The 16,085-nt window shown below is 41.9% G+C and carries 10 protein-coding genes and 2 tRNA genes; 10 read left to right on the forward strand and 2 right to left on the reverse strand.

What is annotated here, in order from left to right:
- Positions 1–666: 666 nt before the first annotated feature.
- The 6 genes from ACZ5A8_RS04685 (at position 667) to ACZ5A8_RS04710 (ending at position 7,496) form a co-directional block, all read left to right on the forward strand.
- Complete coding sequence (locus ACZ5A8_RS04685) at positions 667–2,037, forward strand: tetratricopeptide repeat protein (RefSeq protein ID WP_464532501.1); 1,371 nt, start codon at positions 667–669, stop codon at positions 2,035–2,037.
- A gap of 579 nt (positions 2,038–2,616) precedes the next feature.
- On the forward strand, positions 2,617–3,429 hold the full coding sequence (locus ACZ5A8_RS04690; protein WP_464532502.1) for a hypothetical protein: 813 nt from the start codon (positions 2,617–2,619) through the stop codon (positions 3,427–3,429).
- Positions 3,430–3,803: 374 nt separating this feature from the next.
- Positions 3,804–4,586 (forward strand): sulfide-dependent adenosine diphosphate thiazole synthase, encoded by a 783-nt coding sequence (locus ACZ5A8_RS04695; RefSeq protein ID WP_464532504.1) that lies wholly within the window; start codon positions 3,804–3,806, stop codon positions 4,584–4,586.
- A 184-nt stretch (positions 4,587–4,770) separates the two neighbouring features.
- Positions 4,771–4,842, forward strand: a tRNA-His gene (locus tag ACZ5A8_RS04700).
- 303 nt (positions 4,843–5,145) lie between these two features.
- Entirely contained in the window at positions 5,146–6,873 is a 1,728-nt protein-coding gene (locus ACZ5A8_RS04705; RefSeq protein WP_464532505.1) for a radical SAM protein, read from the forward strand.
- 389 nt (positions 6,874–7,262) lie between these two features.
- Complete coding sequence (locus ACZ5A8_RS04710) at positions 7,263–7,496, forward strand: hypothetical protein (RefSeq protein WP_464532506.1); 234 nt, start codon at positions 7,263–7,265, stop codon at positions 7,494–7,496.
- Positions 7,497–7,914: 418 nt separating this feature from the next.
- Here ACZ5A8_RS04710 and ACZ5A8_RS04715 read toward each other — a convergent pair whose 3' ends face one another.
- On the reverse strand, positions 7,915–9,048 hold the full coding sequence (locus tag ACZ5A8_RS04715; protein WP_464532508.1) for a hypothetical protein: 1,134 nt from the start codon (positions 9,046–9,048) through the stop codon (positions 7,915–7,917).
- 1,039 nt (positions 9,049–10,087) lie between these two features.
- Between ACZ5A8_RS04715 and ACZ5A8_RS04720 the strand changes: the two genes are divergently transcribed.
- From ACZ5A8_RS04720 to ACZ5A8_RS04735, 4 genes are all read left to right on the forward strand, one after another.
- Positions 10,088–12,517, forward strand: coding sequence for an Ig-like domain-containing protein (locus ACZ5A8_RS04720; RefSeq protein ID WP_464532509.1), 2,430 nt, complete (start codon positions 10,088–10,090; stop codon positions 12,515–12,517).
- 85 nt (positions 12,518–12,602) lie between these two features.
- Positions 12,603–13,268: a hypothetical protein gene (locus ACZ5A8_RS04725; RefSeq protein WP_464532511.1), complete on the forward strand. Its 666-nt coding sequence runs from the start codon at positions 12,603–12,605 to the stop codon at positions 13,266–13,268.
- 52 nt (positions 13,269–13,320) lie between these two features.
- A complete protein-coding gene (locus ACZ5A8_RS04730) occupies positions 13,321–14,142 on the forward strand; it encodes a hypothetical protein (protein WP_464532512.1) in 822 nt (273 codons plus the stop codon).
- Entirely contained in the window at positions 14,139–15,278 is a 1,140-nt protein-coding gene (locus ACZ5A8_RS04735; protein ID WP_464532514.1) for a PGF-pre-PGF domain-containing protein, read from the forward strand. The genes ACZ5A8_RS04730 and ACZ5A8_RS04735 overlap by 4 nt, the downstream gene beginning before the upstream one ends.
- Positions 15,279–15,874: 596 nt before the next feature.
- On the opposite strand, the gene ACZ5A8_RS04740 is transcribed toward ACZ5A8_RS04735, so the two are convergent.
- Positions 15,875–15,946 (reverse strand) — tRNA-Gly (locus tag ACZ5A8_RS04740).
- Positions 15,947–16,085: the final 139 nt, after the last annotated feature.

The raw sequence follows: 16,085 nt of genomic DNA on the forward strand, positions 1-16,085 counted from the left end.
TTTAATTGAGTTAGGTGAATAGAGGCTCGAATTTTTATAGAGCTTCGTTTTTACTTTTTGGGTTCTGCAGGTTTTTTCTATACTTATCGTTTTACTTTGAATCTGTTTATTTAACTGCTTGTTTTTTGATTAGAAGTTCTTTTCCTTCTGAAATGTTCAGGGCAAATAAAGAAATGGCACTAACAAATTTATTTTCAATCGAATACCCCGCTAGCTTGCTACGGGGATGGAAAACTTCCCCGGTAAGCGTTAATGATAATATGATTTATCAGTTCCATTTTTGGGCTGTTAATTTCTGCTCAAACTAAATTGTTTAGGGTTATTATCTACTCTAACGGAATTTGGAGCGGTGGCGCGAACATACCCCGTTGCTTGCGGCGGGGTGCGCCAGCGCAACTTTGATTAGTGCAACGTTTTCATCAAAATTCCGGGTCGGTGAACTGCAAAAAAGTCTTCTTACATTCCGGTTCCCTAATATAAAGGCGTCTTTGACGAATGACCGGCAGATTTAAATCTCCTTTTTTGTTTTTAGCAGTTTTGAAGGTTGTATGGGCTTATCTTGATTTCCAATATGGTATTTATAGCAGCCTCAATTATCAGAGATAATCATTTCAAGCTTAAATGTAATGATTAATGTATTCTTACGAGAAAGGTGGGAAACTAATAGTGACAGAAAATAGCATGCAATCTGAAAGATTCTCATTACATGAACGCTTGCGGTTCCTGAATACCTCAGAATTTTACGACCTGGTAAGTACCCTGCTGATTAAAAAACCCGAATTATATCAGCTGGTTATGGAATGGTTCAAAGAAAAACAGGAATCTATGCCTGAAACTACGACAGATAATGATACCGTTTCCCTAAATGATAACCTGTTGTTTGAGTACTGGGAAGATGCCAGAAGCATTATTTCAGAGTTTAACGAGCTAGGTGGTGGCCCAGAAGAAGAGGAAGAGGAAGCATTTAGTTATCTTGAAAAGATTTCAGGCCTGATTGAAGAAGGTAGCCTGTCAACTGCTGCAAAATTTGAATTTTTAGATGAAGCCTTTGAGGAATATAACATCCACAATTCAGGTTTTGAAGATGGCCTCATGGAAATTTTTTTTGAGATCTGCCAGACAAAAGAAGAATGGGAGTATCTGGTGAAAAAACTTGACGAGCATCCTTCTAATTGGAGAAAAGAACGGATAATGAATATCCAGAGAGAATACCTCCACAATGACGAAGCTTATCTGCAAGAGCGCATGCAAATTCTCACTTATGGGATGAATTACTGGGACCTGGTTAAATTTTATGTTGAAAAGGGAGATCCGGATAAAGCCCTGGAAACGGCAGAAGAAGGTATCTTAAAGGGGGAAGGCAGGCTTAGTGAGTTGTTTGAATTCTTGTGGGAATACTTCTCCAAAAAGGGAGACACAGCCAACCTGGAACGGCTTGTGCAGACGGCATTATCTCGCAATACTGAAGAAAAAAACATGCTGGACAGGTCATTTGAATATTACAGGTTAAAAGGAGACTATGAGCACGCAAAAGATGTCCTGTTAAGGTCATTTAAGTTTGCCAGACAGCAATATTATGCAGAGTACAAAAGGATGAAAGAATTCCTGAAAGCATGTGATTGGAAATCCATTGAGCCTGAAATCTTCGATAAAATCAAAGAAAAAGACTTTTATGATTATCTCAGAATTTGCCTTTACAAGGGTATGAAAGAAACAGTTCTTGAATCAATTCTAAGTTTAAAGCCTCCCTACAGTAGATTTAGTTCATCACATGAAAATGGCTTTGATGAGTTTGCAGATAAACTGACAAATGATTTTCCGGAAAAAATCATCGAATATTACTGGCAAAAAGCCTATCGAAACATACCGGGCGGAAACAGAAAAACATATCATTCTGCAGTCAAAGATCTTGAAAAGGCCAAAAATATCTATATCTATGTCTTGACGAACGAAGCCGGGTGGGCAAAACGTTTTTCTGATCTGAAATCCGAATTCAAGAAACGGCCCGCTTTTCTTGAAATCGCGAGCGAGTTATGATATCTCTTTTTTATTTTTTCAGTATCGGGCTACTTGCTGAACTTAGTCGGAACAACCTTTAATTACTTTATGACTGCTCAAGCTTCTCATAAATCTGGGGTACATCGTTTCAATTTCCCATAATCTCTCACCACGCAAACCTAAAGTTGCAAGTATCCGGAAAGTATTTGCATAAACAAGTTCTGTCGGCATGTTTATTTCAATCGAATACCCCGCTAGCTTGTTACGGGAATGGAAAACTTCCCCGGTAACCGTTAATGATAATATGATTTATCAATTCCATTTTTGGTTGTTAACTTCTGCTCAACTAAATCTTATTAGGGTTATCGTCTACTTTAACGGAACTTGGAGCGGTGGAGCTAACATACCCCGTTGCTTGCAGCGAGGTGCGCCAGCGCAACTTTGATTTTTACCAGTTCTGTGTCACTTCCAAACTCAACCAATGCAGCCTTCGATTAAGGTAAAAATAGAATTTGATCCACTTTACTCTATGTAAAAAATTATCTTTGTCTTTGCTTTCTGTCGATTTTATAAATTAATTGTCTGATGTTTAAATAGCTTTATATCTTCTATATAATCGTGATAAATATCTCTGAAGTTATTGACAATTACCCTAATATTGCAAGTGTGTTTCCTGCTGAGTGGTTTGAGGCTGAGATTAAAAAAGAAAATAATCACTTACTCATAAAAGAGTTAATTTTAGACGACGACTTCTCTATTGAGTATCTTAAGGAGTTTGAAGATTGCTTAGAATTGCTAAAAGATGAAATCAAGAAACATATGAAACATTTCAAAACATTAAGAGTTAAAGACCAATTTGAAAAAACACTGATTGAATTAAAAATAGGATATATGTTCAAAAAAATGGGATTCAATATAGAGTTTGAACCATCAGTTCAAAATGGAAAGGTAAGCGATATAAAAATTAACTTAGAAGGTATTGACATTTTTATAGAAGTATCAACTCGAATAGTCCCTGAAGAAGAGACACTAATAGAAAAAGAGAATGGAGTGAAGATAATAGAGTTTAATACCCGAGAGCCATGTAAATTTTCAGATAAAATTGAAGGAGAAAGCATACAGTTATCAAAAGATCATCCTGGGATCGTGGCTTTATATTTCCTTACTCTATATACTCCCGAAAGAAGAAGTATAATGAAAGCATTTGGCTTTGACTTAACGTCAGAAGGTGACCCTGTTTCTATCAATATTGAAGAAAGTATTGACTACTCAAATGTTTCTGCACTTTTATTGAATAGTCCAAATGACATAACTACCTTATGGATAAATCCATTTGCAAAAAATCCACTTCCAGATAAAATATTACAAAAGTTCAAAGAAAATAGTATAAAAATTATGTTTCCTAAAAGAAAGAACCAAGAAGCTTATTGATGTTATTAATTGCAAATATTTCTAACCATCAGCTTATTAATTTCAGTGTACCAAAAACCCAAGTTCTGTTCCAATTTTCTAATTCTTAGTTGTGTAAACTTAAGTCTTCAAGAATCTGCAGATGTATGAATGAAATAATTCACAAGATGTTTTTGTATATTCTGTTGTACCATCAGCAAAATATATCAAGTTCTTTCTTCTCAAATCCTTTCTCTCTTTCTCCATCAATTCCAACAACTTTAAAAGTAATGCCCTGTATCAAAACATGAATTTCAATGCTTACAGTCAGGGTTAACAATCCCTGATTTACTTATTAAAAAGTCGGGTTGTTTTTCCCCTGACTTTCAATCGTATAAGCTTTATGAGAGATTAAAATGGAACTCGACGAAGTCATAATCACACGGGCAATTTTTGAAGAGTATTCTAAAACCTTTCTTGACTACACGGACATCGATGTGGCACTTGTAGGAGGAGGACCTGCAAACCTTGTGGCTGCAAAATATTTAGCAGAAGCCGGGGCAAAGGTTGCCATTTATGAGCAGAAGCTGTCACTCGGGGGCGGCATGTGGGCTGGCGGCATGATGTTCCCTCGCATAGTTGTGCAGGAAGAAGCCTGCCACGTCCTGGACGACTTCGGGATCAGATATAAAGAGTACCAGCCAGGGTATTACGTGGCAAACTCTGTAGAATCCGTCGGGAAGCTGATTGCAGGGGCAACTTCGGCAGGGGCTGAGGTCTTCAACCTTGTGAGCTTTGAGGACGTCATGATCAGGGAGAATGACAGGGTTACTGGCATAGTTATCAACTGGGGACCTGTTACAACACAGCGCCTGCATGTGGACCCTCTTATGATCCGCACAAAACTCGTAATTGATGGGACAGGACATGATGCAGTTGTCTGCAACACGATTCTCAGGAAGATTCCTAATGCAAAGATCGGGGAACTCGGCATGCTAGGGGAAAAGCCAATGTGGTCTGAGGTCGGCGAGCGACTGGCTGTGGACGCAACGCAGGAGATTTATCCAGGGCTGATTGTTGCAGGCATGGCTGCAAATGCCGCAACCCGTGCCCCAAGAATGGGACCTGTCTTTGGAGGGATGCTCCTTTCCGGAGAAAAGGCTGCAAAACTTGCCCTTGACAGGCTTAAAAAGATCTAAATAGATTTGATATTTGCCTGAAGCCACCGTGAAACCTCTCAAAATCAGGTTTTTACCGGCTCTAGATGCCGGGTAGCAGAACCACTCCCTTCTCGAAGAAGGGTCTCCTGCTTTTCCGGCAAAAACTTTATATAAAAAAACTCCTTCTATAGGTTGCTTCAAACCTGAAGTATCAGACCCCGTGGCCGGGGTAGGGTAGCGGTTATCCTGTGGCCCTGTGGAGGCTACGATCCGAGTTCGATTCTCGGTCCCGGCCCTGTAATTATTTTAAATGTATTTTCTTCTATTCTATCTTTACTGTATTTTTTGCGGGATCGTCTTTATATTGTTCCTGACGCCTATTTTGTAACCTATTCCTCTGCTCTATTACAGTTGCCTTATACTGTGTTTCTAGAACCCTGCTGCATCTATCAATCACCCTGTATCTAATATCCGATTATATCCTATCATCTCGATTATCTCTGACTATTTCCGATTACTTCCGACTATATCTGATTATATTCGACCACATTGTATTGCTTCCAATTTCAATTATCAAACAAAGGAAACGAGAACTGATATGAAAGCACTCATCATAGACGGTTATGTGGACGAACCCGCTTGCCTTGGAGTTCCTCCATACTTTTCCCCTTATCCACGGTACCTAGCAGGAGCCTTGAGAGAGCGCGGGCTTTCCGAAAACGAAATCTACTACCTGACCATCGATACCCTGAGGGAAAATCCATCCGGAGCTGGCGAACTTATAGGGAAGGCAGATCTTCTGGTTATTATTGCAGGTATGACTGTGCCTGGAAAATATCTTCGGGCATCCCCTATCACGCCTGGAGAGATCGAAACTATTTTTCGGGCTGCACATGGGGTAAAAGTTATAGGCGGCCCGATAAGGCTCGGGTTTAGCAGCGAGGGCGGAAGGGCTGCAAAGGGTATGGAAAGCGGGATCGGTCTGGAAGAAGCCGTACTTGCAAAAATGGATATTGAGTCTTTTGTTTACGATCTTTTTGAGAAGGAAGGAACAGGTGGAATAGGGGGCGGTGAAAGTTTTCCCGCCAGGCTAAAGGTCCCGGATTCCATTGACCACCGTTTCAGGACGACAGCCGAGATCGGACGCTGGGGACTTAAAGGGGCTTTTTTGATCCGGCAGCACCCTGATTACCCTTATTGCATGTGCGAACTTGAGACTTACAGGGGCTGTGGCAGGCAGGTTCACTGCTCTTTCTGCACAGAACCCTTTTACGGGGCTTCGGACTACAGACCTGTAGAGGATGTTGTCTCTGAAGTCTCTGCACTTTATTTCCATGGAGCCCGTTACTTCAGAGTCGGAAGACAGCCAGACCTTTTCTCCTATCATGGGATCGACACAGGAGGACCTGTCCCGAAACCTGTACCTGAGGTCCTTGAAAAGCTCTATAAAGGAATCCGGAATTCTGCACCTGAGCTTTCCGTACTCCATATGGACAACGCAAATCCTATAACCCTTGCCGCATACCCCGAAGAGTCAGAGCAAATACTGAAGACGATTATCAAATATCACACCTCCGGAGATGTAGCAGCCTTTGGCATGGAGACAGCTGACCCTGCGGTAATTGCAGCAAACTCTCTCAAGGCAACTGCCGAAGAAGTTTTTGAGGCGGTCAAACTGGTAAACAGTCTGGGAGCCATTCGCGGGGCAAACGGGCTTCCGGAAATTCTCCCTGGCATCAATTTTGTACATGGGCTGATGGGTGAGACAAAAAAGACTTTCCAGATGAACTACGATTTTCTGCAGAAAGTGCTTGATTCAGGGCTGCTTCTCCGCAGAATTAATATCCGCCAGGTTATGGCATTTCCCGGAACTCCAATCTACGGCAGGGACGAAGCTGCAAAGAAGCACAAGAGACTTTTTCTGGACTATAAGGAACAGGTCCGGAAGAATATTGACCTCCCAATGCTCCGGAGGGTTGTACCGGAAGGGACAGTACTGAGAGACGTCATGTGCGAGGTGCATGATAAAGGGGTCACTTTCGGAAGGCAGCTTGGCTCTTATCCTCTGCTTGTAGGTATTCCGGCTTCTCTTCCTTTAAGAAAATTCACTGACGTTACTGTCACAGCGCACGGCATGCGTTCAATTACCGGAATTCCCTATCCTCTGCCTATCAACGCAGCTTCCCCAGCTCTTATCCGTGAACTCCCGCGAATCGGCAGAAAAACAGCTGATCTTATAGCTGCAGGCATCCCCTATGCTGACAGAGAAGACTTTCTCAGAAGGGTAAGTGAGGGAGAAAAGATTATCAGTTTTATCGATATTTAATGCTCCGCAGAAACGTGATAGTCTAAATCTAATACCCTAAACCTGACACTCTAACCTGATACCCTGAATCTGGCACTCTAAATCTGGTACTTTAAACCTAGTATCTAAACCTGATACTCTAAATCTGGTACTTTAAACCTAGTATCTAAACCTGATTTATTCCTTCTCCCTTTCTTTTTTCGGAGTTTTCCGGAACCCTACTATTTCTGAGATTTTTACATATCTGCAATTTGCACATCTCATCTTAAAATCGGATTTTTTCGGGAAAACTCTCTTTTTAGCCTGATAACATCTCCAATTTCTGAATCTTAAATGTCCGAATCTTTCAAATAAGCAGTTATTTATTCAATCCCGAATCATTCTAAATGGGATATTCGTGGGGGATTTGCTTGAGCGAGAGCACGGAAAATTTATATAGAGTGAAGATTGCTCTTCAGTTGAGCTTTATTGTATGGGTCATGCTTGGGATTTTTATGTTTTATGCTACCTTTGAAGAGCAGCCCAGAATGCTTGGGACGTTTTTGCTCCTTTTTTCAGTTATTCTTTTCGCGCCTTTTCTACCTGACGGAACAAGCTATAAAGAAATTGAGAATCTGGACGATTATAAGGAAGATGAGTTTTAGAGAGCATGAAAGGAACATGAAATTTCATGCAGGTCAGCAGAGCGTCATTTCAAAATATTCCGAAGCTTCCTTTTTATCTAAAAGATCCTCTTTATCCCAGCTCTAAGAATCAGTCCCGCAATGGGTTCAGGAATTAAAATGACTGAAACAGGGAGAGGTTTGAATTCAGAAAGGCCGCAAAAGGGACAGCGAGTCCCCAGGAGTAAAGATCTCAACAAACAGGGCAGCTGCCAGCATGTATTTTTGATTTTAGAATACTGTTCCCATAAGTTTTAAGGCATTTACTATCTTCAGAACCTTTCAGACTTTTGGTTCTTGTCTGGAGTTCCTGTAACATCTCAGATACAGAAGCACTCCAGAAAGCAAGCTTGTTCACTGTGTGCTAACTGTTGGGTTGCTTATAGCCTGTTGAATCTCCTCAGGCTTCAGTAAATCCCAGGATACTGGCAAGTTCCCCACCTTCGGGCCCAATGGATGAGAGTTCGCTCAAAGCTTCAGATTTCGAAATATATTTTTCGGTCCGGACGCTTCCAGGCTCCTCTATCTTAATGGTAACTTCCCCTTTGGTGTATCCCCTTTCAATGCATTCCCTCGCAAGAGTCCCATATATTCCGGCTATGAGCTTCAGGCAGTCAAACACTATGTTTTCTTCAACAGCGTTCTTGCCGTCCATCAGGATCAGTCTGAGCCGTGTGGATACTACGGACCTTGTGAGGAATTCTTTGATTCTTACCATGAACATATAGAGAGCGTCTCTGTCTATAGCAGGAACCAGTTTTTCATCACCTGTTATTTCATGGTCTCCGTACATGATCAAAAAAGTCCTGTCATCTGCAGAAATTATGAATCTATTCTCTGCATCCTTATCCTCAAGAACTGTCCTTGTATTGTTTTTTGTGTACTCGATATTTGTAATATAGAAATCTGATACATCCAGCTTTTTTACCTTTTCTTCTCTTGACAGAATTCCACTTTTTGCCCTAACAGGCAGGGTAAGTTTTTGAAGGTCCTCGACTTTTAGTGTGTCCTGTGTAAAACTCAGTTCAAACTCAGATCTCATGCCGTTAACCGAACTTACCTGCCAACCTTTGAGTCTTTTGTCTTCGGTTGAAGCGTAATAGGTGTTGTCGGCGCCATAAATGCTGGTCTCAAAAAAAGGGCTGAGAATTGAGAGTATTCTTTCTTCAAGCTGCCGTACTTCTATAATTGCCAGCCTGTTTTGCCTATCAATATCATCAAGTCTTTCATTCTTCTTTAATAGAGCTATGGTTGCACAGGTCTCTATGGTTCTGGACTTGATTTCAAGAATCTCTTCTGATCCGACTCCCCGCGCGTGTTCCTCTATACAGTCAGTAACGTCCTTCTGGAACCTGTCTATCTCCTCGAGCCTACTCTGAGAGATCGATGTCTCTTGTATGTTTCCCTGTTTTATCCTTATAATCGATTTTTCGAGAGGTATCACTTCTTTTGAAACCTTAATGAAGTCCTGAATGTCCTGGATAAAATCTCTCTGGACAGGAAGTTCTGTAGAGTCCTGAAAGGTATATTTCATTTTAAATTCCTCCCCTGTTGCAAAAAATACCTTTTGTTTATTAGGTTTTCCACATTTAAATCTGTGAGTATATACTTGTTATACTGGACAATATAACTCTTTCAATTCAATAATATATTCTTTCAAGCCAGTATTTTTAGCTGCTTATGAAGACTCCATTAAATACAGAGTTCATCTCAACTCAAACTGTTTTCAGAATTTTCTATTTTTAAGTACTCATCGATTTTAAGTGACCACTCAGTTTCAGATTCGGGAGAAAATTCCGGAAATTCGCTTATTGTTAATAAGATTAATTTTTGGATGAGCTCACCAGTAATTATCTTTTTACGCTATTTTTTTATAGTTTTTTATAAAAATACTCTACTTCTTAAATATTCTATTTTCAAAAAATCATTATTATTAAATATAAATTTTTATTCATGTCTATATCCAATCTCTAACTTTTTTTAGAAAGATTTATATCAAATATTTGCGTAAGTTAATTCATATTATCGTCACAAGATAATATATAAAGACGTGTACTATATTATATATTGAATATTTATTATTCATAGTAATTTGCTTGTTAGCGATTTACTGTTTACGATTAATAAGTACATGTCTGATGTGCCGGGCTGACTGGTCAGTACTGGTATAAAAACGGGGTTGATTCATAATTCCCCTGCTGCGGAATAATTTATGGGGTCAATGCTTTCCGTGCCAGAGGAAGAGGCTGCCGTACTCCTTCCCGACAGAGGTTTTGGAGAAGCGATGGCTCTCTTATCTACTAGTTAAAAATTATATTAAAAGATCAATTAAGTTTTGGAGGTGAGGTGAAAAGCAGTTTTGTACTATATAAACTGTAAATTTCCTACAGTCTTACTTTATTTGATTTTTAAATACCAGGTAATTTCAATATTTCTAGACTGTTTATGGAATTGTGTTCTAACTAACTGGAATCTGCTACAACTCGCTAACTTTAAAATATTATTTAGTAAAAAATAATATTTAATGTCAAATCGAACTAAAATTGAACATATGCGGAATCTAGGTGCAGAATATGAAACAAAAATTAATACTATTCAGTACGCTGCTAATCATATCCCTTTTAGCAGGGACAGCAGGTGCAATTGAAGATACAGATAATGAGGATCTTGTATCAGCAGATACTGGGCTGAGCATTAGTTTCAGCTACAGTGGAGCCGGCTATTTCAAAGAGGGAGATATTGTAAAGATCACTGCAACCTTCAATAAACCCGTCCCGTTTGCGGAGTTAACGGGTGAGGCTGGGGGAGTCCCTCTATTATTCGATGAAACAAATAAGGTAAGTGACACTGTCTGGTGCTGTAATTATACCGTTGAAGGTGGAGTAAATGATGCAGTGGACGTGACAGTATTTGCATTTGACGCTATCGAAAGTGAAGTACCATTTTTTTATAAAACTGATGCTCATGCCTTTGTAATTGACAATGAAGCTCCGAAATTCAAGAGAATTCAACCGAGCTCCGAATATGTCAATACAAAGTGTGTGACTTTCGAATTCAGTGCTTTCGATAAACTGGACAATACAATTGCCTATGCCATCTATATCAACAATACCGAGAAGAAAACAGGGATTGTAAGTTCTAACGGATATGTAAAGTTTGAGCCTGAACTGGCTGACGGCTATTACTATTGGGAAGTTAGACTCATGGATGATGCAGGGAATATGTGTACCAGTGAACCCATTGACCTGTATGTTGACACTAAGGCCCCAAGTGTAACCCTTGTTTCCCCGGTAGACTGCTTCGTTGACACAACGGGCCTCCTTGAATTCAATTTCACCGCTCAGGACACTCTATGCGCAGGCTATGACCTGGAACTGTATTATGAGCTGTGCATTGATGGAGAACCTGTTGAAGGTTGTTCTGGGTATATGATTTCAGGAGATTATGAGGAAATCCCAGTAGCTGGCCTCGAGGATGGAGCTCATAACTGGTCCGTTTTAGTCGAGGATAAAGCCGGAAACAGCTGTACAAGTCAAGTCCGGGATCTCTATGTAAACTGTAATGGGCTTGATGTCCAGCTCATTTCCCCGAACGGTGGGTTCGTTCCTGCAAACCTGCAGTTTAACTTCAGTGTTTCAGGAGGAGCAGGGCTGCCTTTTGATTACGAACTGCTCGTTAATGGCACAAAGGTAAAGAACGGCACGTTCATTGTTGGCGAAGATATTGTTAATGAGTATTCTGTGGATGCAACGGTGGATGAAGGAGTGGATATACCATGGACCGTACGCATTACCGACTGTGCAGACACCGTCTATGAACCTGAACCGTTTTATATCTCTGTTGATACTAAGGCTCCGGCTCCTGTGGCAAACCTAAGCGTTATTGATGCACTGGGTGATACTAACTGGTACTATACCTATGATGAGCCAGGGCTGTATGTTCGATGGGACAAAAACACTGAAAAAGACCTTGACGACTTTGCACCATATATGGTTTTCATCAGCGATTGCGAGCCTTCAAGCCTCAAGGATATGAAACTGGCAGTACCTGTAAGCATCATATTTGATGATGAAAAATGCATGTTTATGAACATTGGAGAGTATGACGGGAAGCCTCTCGTCTACGGTAAGGACTACTGGGTTGCTGTTATTGCTCTGGACAGGGCTGGCAACTATGATAATTGCTTTGCCGTATGCGGGCCTGTCAAGACATATGAGGACATGACCATCACTCTTGATGCAGGCTGGAATCTGAAATCCGTGCCTAAGACTCCTGCTAAATTCAATGCTGACACATGCTCGGTCTTTGGAGAATGCAGCACAGTACTTTACTGGGACGGCAGCTGCTGGGAATTCCCGAAGACTATCGAACCATGTAAGGGTTACTGGGTTTACACACCGGAAGCTGGCGTGAGCAATGTAAAGTTCAAGCCAATGTCAATTGACAGCACAAGTCCTGATGTACCTGCCTGTCTTGACCTTGCTCCCGGGTGGCAGATGATAGGGCACACTTCCACGCTGCCTGTGCAATGGTATCAGACTCTGGGTTCATTGCAGGGTCTTCTGGGTTTAGAGTATAAGTTCTCCAACCTCATCACGTATTCTCACAATGAAGGTTGGGGCGGTACAATCTCTCTTGGAGTCTTAGACCTGGTCGGTGCAGAAGAAGACACTCCATGCCCAGTTGGCGTGCTTAAGTCAGAGGGTCTTATGGTCCCAGGACAGGGATACTGGATCTTCATGAAGGAATGTGGTACCTACGCTTCCGTTGAGAGCGTAGATTTCTACCCTGAAGGAATAGTAAACCCGGATAACAACTCAGACAACCCGGTAGATCCATTGAACCCGGATGAAATCGTAAACCCGGATGAAATCGTAAATCCAGATGAAATAGTAAATCCGGATGAAGATGATTCCGAACCCGGTGAAGACGATTCTGAACCCGGTGAAGATGATTCTGAACCCGGTGAAGACGATTCCGGACCCGGAAAAAAGAACAAATAAACTCTAAAGCAAGTAACTTTTCAGCCAGTTCAGGCTGAAATGTTCTTTTTCTTTTTTTGCTTTGTGTAGCAATTGGAGGTAAATAATGAACAAAATATTAAAAAATAGTTTCTTAGGAACAGCTGTACTAATGTTGTTTTTCATAACAGCTGCCCATCCAGGTATGGCTGGGGATGGAGTCCCACCGCTCCCGATGACAGTGCAGGGAGTTGCCCTGATTGATGGCGCTCCGGCTCCCAAAGATACTGTTATTGCAGCTTACCTTGATGGGGAGCAGGTAGAACAGTTTCTCGTAAACACCCCCCCAGGAAATTTCACTTTCTATATTTCCGGAACTGCCGAAGATGAAGGAAAACCCGTTACTTTTACAGTTGATGGAAAGGATTCGGGACAAAGTTTTGAATGGGAATCTGGAAAGCAGATCTTATCTGTCGAACTTTCGACAGGTGTGGTAGCCAATTCCGGGAGCTCTAATAAAGGCTCGACTTCTGGAGAGGGCTCTGGAGCTAAGGTCATTGAAAGTTCAGTCCCCTTACCGAATGTAACTGTAACGGTTCCGGAAAAAACGATTTCGGAAAACACAGATGCCGATTCAGGTGTCGATGCCGGGGTCGAACAGAATCCGGAATCTTCCAAAGAACCCTCTGAAACAAGCAGTGCCCCAGGTTTCCAGATTATTTATGCGGTTGCAGGCATAGTTCTGCTTACTTTTGGACCAAAGCTCGGGAGGGAATCGAGAAGGAAGCTCTGACGGATTTCTCTAAAGGGATCTGTACGGTTAACGTGAAAAATCTCAAGGTGATATGGTGACCATCAAGGACAAATACTTAAGAATTTTATCGTGCCTGGTTATTCTGGTACTGGGCTTATCCCTTGTTCCGGTTGCATCTGCCAGCACTATTCCTTCGATTCCCAACGTGTTTGAAGGAAAGCTGATTATAAACGGTGCAGATGTACCTGCAGGGACTATAATTTCGGCTTATATAGGTTCCGAGCTTGCCGGCTCTATAACTATCGAGGAGGCAGGAAAGTACAAGCTGGGTGTCTCGGGTACCGAGGAAGATAACGGAAAAAAAATAACCTTCAAGCTAGGTATTATAGAGTCCGAGCCTGTTTCCGCGACCTACCAGCATGGCGCTGCGCCGGTGAAACTTGATCTTTCTTTCGAGGGAGACTTTGAGCTTCCGGTTATAGAAAGCTGCTCTGCATCCCCGGTGTACATCCTGAATGACGGGAAAGATTATTCGGTTATAAGGGCAAAAGTCTCGGGTGGATTGTCCGAAGTTGCGTCAGTGACTCTCGACCTCACCCCCCTAGGCGGAGGAGTGGTTTCATTGACGCCTGAAAGCGGAGGCATTTATACCTGCAACGTAGGCAGTACTCTGGCAGGAGAGTTTAAGCTCACCCTTACAGCTACAAATTCTTTTGGAAACCAAGTTACAGATAAAGACAGCATCTCGATCACTGTAGTGAAAGAAGACGAACTCACAACAAGGTACGCAGGGGCTGACAGGACTTTCTCTGCCGAAGAAATTAAAAATATTGTAAACGACAGTAAGATATCCAGCGGGATCAAATACGCAGTTCTGGCTATCTACTTTGCTGACGGGTGGGATAAAATATGAAACAGCCTGAGTTTAAAATTGCTTTTGTGCTGCTCATGACCCTGGTTTTATGTGCGGTTCCTGCTTCTGCGGGTAGTGCAGGAAGGGTTCTTCCCTCTTCAGTTGATACCAATCAGGTGTTTCAGGTAACGGTCAATATAGCTGATTATGGTGCAGCCGGACAGGTTCTTGAAAAGCTTCCTGCAGGTTTCACGTACATTAACTCAACCCTTCCGGAAAGAGCTGTAACCGTAAACGGCAGTAAAGTCTCTTTCCTGCTGATGAATGAAAAGAGCTTCAGCTACACCCTTAAAGCCCCTGCATCAACCGGGACATATCAGTTCGCGGGTCTTTTAAGGGATATCAACAAAAATGAGTTCCCTATCCTCCCTTCAAGTTCTTCCATTAGTGTTGGGTCAACCTACAACGGAGGTTCAGGTGGCGGCTCAGGCAGCGGCTCAAAAAGCTCAGGCGGCAGTTCAGGTGGCGGAGCTGGAGGTTCCCCCGAACCCCAGAGCAATGTCGAAGCTAAAGAGCTGTCCCAGACATCCGTCATTGCTGGAACACATGTCAAGTTCAGTTTTCCAAATGGTGTGACCTGCATAAGGTATGTTGAATTTGACGCCAAAAAGACTCTCGGAAAAATCACTACTCTTGTCGAAATGCTCAAGGGCCAATCAAAGCTGGTTCCGAACCTGCCTGAAGGCATTGTTTATAAGAATGTAAATATCTGGGTAGGTTCAGGCGGAGTCGCAAACTCCGATAACATCGAGAATGCAGTTGTTGGCTTTAGAGTCGAAAAAGCCTGGATCGAGAAAAACGTTGATACAGATGAAAAAGATTCGTTGAACCTCTGGTACTATGACAAGGCGTGGAATAAACTCGAGACTAAAAAAATAGATGAGAGCAACAACACTTATGTCTACTACGAAGCCAAGACCCCAGGTTTCGGATCCTTTGCAATTGTTGCAGCCGGTAAAGACGGTTCTGGTTCGATAAATATCGATCCCGTTTCTACCGATAATTCGGGGGATAATGTGTCATCAGAGCCCGAAAAACCTTCAAGTGGGGGCTGGCGTTCTATGCCTGGCTTTGAATCTGCAGCTTTTCTGGGAACAGTTGGAGCTGCATACTGCATACTGAGAAAGAAGTTCTAAACACCATAAATTTTCCATTTTGAAGCAGCATCCAGAGCTGCTTACTTTTCTCTTTTTTGTGATGCCCGAATTATACCTCGCCCGAATTATACCTCGCCCGAATTGCGCCTCGGGAGTACGCGGTCCTTTTCGCTCCACTTCGTTTCGCTCAAGAGGACTAATTTATGGGCTATAGTAGTGAGCTTCATTTAAGAGGGCTGAATTAAAAATATCCATAACCGGTACAACCTTTTTCGTTATATCGGGTGGGTTGTTTTTGTCATGCTCGATGAAGGAGGGCGATCTTTCCTCGAAAACCGAGAAAACAAGGAGAAAAAGCCGGAAAGTAAAAGTAACACACAAATTTTATATTTTTCATCTCTTTTGACAGATCGCCAGCATGTCTGGCGGAGATAGTTATATAATGTAAACTAAAAAGCAATTTGGGATAGGAAAGTGTTTTTGAGCCCGGCAGAGTATCATATATAACGTTCAGTTTCTTCTTACGATATTCGAATTTGGATATATTAGTAGATAATTGCCGGGGTCGCAAAAATAGTAAAAGAAGAAAAAGAGACATAATTTATGAATGAATATATACTTATTCATAAAATATATACATCAGCCGGGATTCGAACCCGGGTTCGAGCGTTGGCAACGCCCGGTGATGACCGCTACACTACTGATGTACGAAGCTGGCAGGGCGCCCTGCCACGTTTCTAACTATATATTTTCTTATTAATTAAGTTGACCCCTGGAAAGGTTTTATATATTTGGTCAGCAGAAAAATCTGCTTTAGTCTCTGGTGTGTCGGTTTTTTTTACCTGC

It is taken from the genome of Methanosarcina subterranea (assembly GCF_055385895.1).